At 34.2% G+C, this 4,126-nt stretch carries 5 protein-coding genes; 1 reads left to right on the forward strand and 4 read right to left on the reverse strand.

The window, feature by feature from the left end:
- A partial coding sequence (locus ACI9TV_RS15900) for an SOS response-associated peptidase (protein WP_415251802.1) occupies positions 1–554 on the reverse strand: 554 nt, incomplete at its 3' end.
- A gap of 216 nt (positions 555–770) precedes the next feature.
- Here ACI9TV_RS15900 and ACI9TV_RS15905 point away from each other — a divergent pair.
- Positions 771–944, forward strand: coding sequence for a DUF2986 domain-containing protein (locus ACI9TV_RS15905; protein WP_415251803.1), 174 nt, complete (start codon positions 771–773; stop codon positions 942–944).
- Positions 945–975: 31 nt separating this feature from the next.
- On the opposite strand, the gene ACI9TV_RS15910 is transcribed toward ACI9TV_RS15905, so the two are convergent.
- The 3 genes from ACI9TV_RS15910 to ACI9TV_RS15920 form a co-directional block, all read right to left on the reverse strand.
- A complete protein-coding gene (locus ACI9TV_RS15910; protein ID WP_415251804.1) occupies positions 976–2,580 on the reverse strand; it encodes a phospholipase D family protein in 1,605 nt (534 codons plus the stop codon).
- A 181-nt stretch (positions 2,581–2,761) separates the two neighbouring features.
- A complete protein-coding gene (locus ACI9TV_RS15915; RefSeq protein WP_415251805.1) occupies positions 2,762–3,124 on the reverse strand; it encodes a hypothetical protein in 363 nt (120 codons plus the stop codon).
- A gap of 92 nt (positions 3,125–3,216) precedes the next feature.
- Positions 3,217–4,126: transposase (locus tag ACI9TV_RS15920; protein ID WP_415251806.1), on the reverse strand; the 910-nt coding region annotated here is incomplete at its 5' end.

Genomic DNA, 4,126 nt, shown 5'->3' on the forward strand with positions numbered 1-4,126 from the left:
CTATAGCTACTTTTATGATCAAGCCACAACTCCCATTGATGTGATTCAAGAATAACAGGCATACGATCATGAAGACTTGCTATCTTTTCATTGGGCTCTGTAGTAAGTAACGCGCATGTTAGTATAGCTTTTCCCAGTTTATTGTCATACCACGATTCATAAATACCCGCAAATACAAAGTAATCTCCACAAAAAGATACTATGAAATGAGCTTTGCTTTTTTTACTCACGGCATCTTTTTTCCATTCAAAGTAACCATTGAGGGGAATGAGACATCTTCTTTGCTTATAGGCTTCTTTGAAACTACTTTTTTCAAATACCGTTTCACTTCGCGCGTTAATTTGCATACTAGAACGATCTTTCGCCCAAGAGGGTATCAGTCCAAAGTGTGCATACGTATAAATTTTAGTATTGGTATAGATAGCTATATTTAATGTGGGAGCAATATTGTACTGCTTATTTAAGACACCGACTGTATCTCTAAACATCCCAAACTTTTTTGCAATATCTTGTTTAAAAGCTTCATCAGTAAACATACTCAATCGTCCAGGCATCCACGTTCCTTATCATCGGCTAAAAAATTTCATGTATTTTAGCATTTAATATTTGAATATTGAGCACCTGACGCTCTAGATAGTTATTTACCGCTTAGTAAAGAGTATAATGGCAAAAGAATTTTTAAAATTTAATATTAAGAAGGCAGTAGCCACTTCTAATTGGCATGTCGTTATTAAAAATATACTAAATTAAGATAGTTAAGGGATGGTAATATGAATAGACAAGATAAGATTCAAAAGCTGCATGATAAACGTCTCAAACGTGCCCGTGCAAAGTTAAAGACTTCTTCTAAGGAACGTTATGTTTCCAAAGCAGATAGAGCGAAAACGGAATCAGAAAACTCCGAAGAAGAAGAATCTAATGCTGAAAAAAGTGAATCACTTTAGACGGCTAGGTTCATTTAAGCCCTTTTCAACTCTACAATATTGGATTCAATGGTAGTAACTTCATAAAAAATAACTTTCCGCGCTTTAGCATAGATGTATCGTTATTACGTCCATCTTTTCTAACATTCCAACTATTACCTTCTGACATATCAATTTCAATTTCACGTTTTACTGCGCGAGCAAGCTCATCATGTTTAGCGACAATACCTACTTCCGTATTTAAGTTTTCAGAACGTGGATCAAGATTAAATGTTCCTATGAAGACAATACTGTCATCAACAACCATAGTTTTTGCATGCAAAGAAAATATAGGTAGTGCACCTTCTTTATACTGGGAATATTGTTTTACCAAATCATATCTTCGTTTTGCATCATGACGGTATTCATACAGTTCAATACCTGCGTCAAGTAGTTCATCAATTTGAGAGCTGTAGCCACTAAATGCTGCTAAGTTGTCACTCGCAGCTAATGAGTTGGTACAAATTTTAATTGACACGCCTCTAGCCCGTGCCGCTTTAAATAAAACCCATGCTTTAGAACTTAAAATCAAATAAGGGGATTGAATAACAACATTGTCTTTTGCAGAATTTAACAGATGTGCAAGAGCCGTTGTAGAATTACCACCACCACCCATATTAAAATTAAACCAAGTGTCATTTTTTCCAGGTCTGTCACTAATAAAAGATGCATCTAACCAATATGCTGACTTTATAATAGCTACTATATCACTACTAATATCATTCATAGACTTCCGAACTTGTGGCAAATAATTAGACTCATTTTGCGCATAAGTATGTAGGTTTTTATATATAGAATTAATCTGTTCGCGAGTAACTCTCTTAAGTTGGTTGAGAAGTTGTGCATGATCAACATCTGTCTTATCTACTTTGTCTCCCCATTCATCTTCTGGTAACCAGTCTATATGAGACTCAAAAGGATTACGAACTAATTGTTCAACAGGCTTTGCCAAATCGCTATTCCAGAACTCTTCAAATGTATTTGATAGTTGAGTGATTACCTTACCTACAAGCAAGGCATCTCTATCTCGATAATTATAGGCATGACCAAAATCAAAATACTGGTTTTCCATATTTCGCCCACCGGTAATAGCTACCATGTTATCTACTACAAACATCTTGTTGTGCATACGCTGGTTACTACCACGAAAATCTACCGCCATTTTAAGCATTTTTTCAAAGAAATTAACGCCAACAGAATGTACTGGATTATATATTCGAATTTCAACATTTGGATGATAAGCCATGGCGAAAATTTCATCTGATTCTGCAGTCATTAAAAAGTCATCAACTAGTACACGTACGTGTACACCACGTTCTGCAGCTCTAAGTAAGGTCTCAGCAGCAAGCTTTCCAATGTTGTCATTTCCCCAAATAAAATACTGCACGTCGATGGTTTTCATTGCTCTATCTGCTAACCACCCTCGTGTAAGCAAAGCTTCACCACCTTTTTCGAGCACATACAATCCAGTTTTATCTGGATGCTGCTCAACTAAGGGAACAATAGTATTTTCAAGAGTTATGCTTTCTTGAGCAAGTAATGGTGAAGTAAGCAGAGTGAATGTAAGGATAAATGATTGAATTAGCATTTTGTTGTGTTTAAGTAATTTTTCAATCATACGTCTACTATCTATATTTAAAATCAACAACTGCTCTCATTGTAAGTGTTTTCATATGAAGTCCTTTGAATATTAATACTAATAATTTTATTCATTTTGTCAATTTATTACTGTGTCATATAACGTTTAAGGAGAGCAATAGTTTGGCCGTAAGGGATACTATTGCTCTCCTCGTACTTTGTTAGAGATCTGGCTCAACAAGTTCTTCTTTTAGACTCTTTTTACCAATTTCAAACTTACCTTCTAAAAAGTTTATTATTATAAAAATAACAACTGCATACAAATGTGCGACCAAACCAAACAATGCCCAAAGTATGTATTTTTGATTACTTTGTTTAGCTATATTGTAAAGCCATACTGCTATTACAATTTTATGTAAATTATTTATAAAGTAAGTAAGAGGAAGATAGATATAGGCAATTATATGCGCTGAATCTGGAATGGTTTTAATAAAGGCTACAAGATAATAACCAAGAGTTATTGCTATAATGTATGTAGGAACATACCAGTAGATTAACTTTTCTATTTCTTTACGTAAGTTCATTTTGTCCTCTAATATTTGGCTTCATATTTCCCTCCTAGGAGACTGTGAAACAATCAAACCCTACAACTTATAATTTTCTAATTCACACTCAATTATAGGCAATTATTTTTCCTAAATTGTACCATAAAAATATTTGCAATAATTTTAGCTGTATAGAGTCTAAAACTGGTAATATAAAGAGCTATCTCTTCTCTTATAGACTCTATATCTCCATCTTTTATAGCTATTATCAGTTTTCTAAACAGAGCGATTCCTATAAGCTTAAGCAAACGTTTGAAATTATAGGTAAACATGATGAGGGCATTTTCACCTTGCACTTTCTTTTTACTTCTAACTAAGAAGTGCTCCCAGCCAAGAGAGCGTTTAATTGTTCCAAATGGATGTTCAACTATTGAACCTCTCTTTTTCATAAGGGCTTTTGCTTCTGGTGATTTTAAGTCTTGGTAGTATTTATCTAAAAGTTCTTGTTCTTCCCATCTTTGTATCTGTTTGTAACGAGTTGTCTTACCTAAGCATTTATCTTTTATGGGACAAGCCGTACATGTAGATATTTTTGGTCTATAAATAAACATGAGTCTGCCATTTCTAACATTACTAGAAATGCTTTTTGGTATCTCTTCATTATTAGGGCAAATATAACAATCTTTTTCTTTATTATAAACAAACTTATCTTTAGTAAATTTCCCTGCATTTTTCTGTTGCTGTCCAGTTTTTGCATAAGGGACAAGTGTCCTAATCCCATCATCCACACACTTCTTTATTTCAGCTGCAGAGTAATATCCCTTATCAGCAAGAATTACCAAGTCAGGGCTACTAATCACTTCTTTAGTCTGCATTGCCATGTGGTGTAGTTCTTGTTTATCTGTACCTTGAGATGTAACATCAGTAGCAACAATAAACTTAAACTTATCATCTACACATATCTGAGAATTGTAAGCCATAAGGTTATGCGCTGGTTTAACCATAACACTAGCATCTGGGTCAGTTCTATTGTATTGGGTA

This window comes from Sulfurimonas sp. (assembly GCF_047622445.1).
GTDB lineage: Bacteria > Campylobacterota > Campylobacteria > Campylobacterales > Sulfurimonadaceae > Sulfurimonas.

What these genes read in the sequence shown, in the direction of transcription:
- ACI9TV_RS15905 (WP_415251803.1), top strand. Translation starts at nt 771, where the DNA reads ATGAATAGACAAGATAAGATTCAAAAGCTGCATGATAAACGTCTCAAA.
- ACI9TV_RS15910 (WP_415251804.1), bottom strand. Translation starts at nt 2,580, where the DNA reads ATGATTGAAAAATTACTTAAACACAACAAAATGCTAATTCAATCATTT.
- ACI9TV_RS15915 (WP_415251805.1), bottom strand. Translation starts at nt 3,124, where the DNA reads ATGAACTTACGTAAAGAAATAGAAAAGTTAATCTACTGGTATGTTCCT.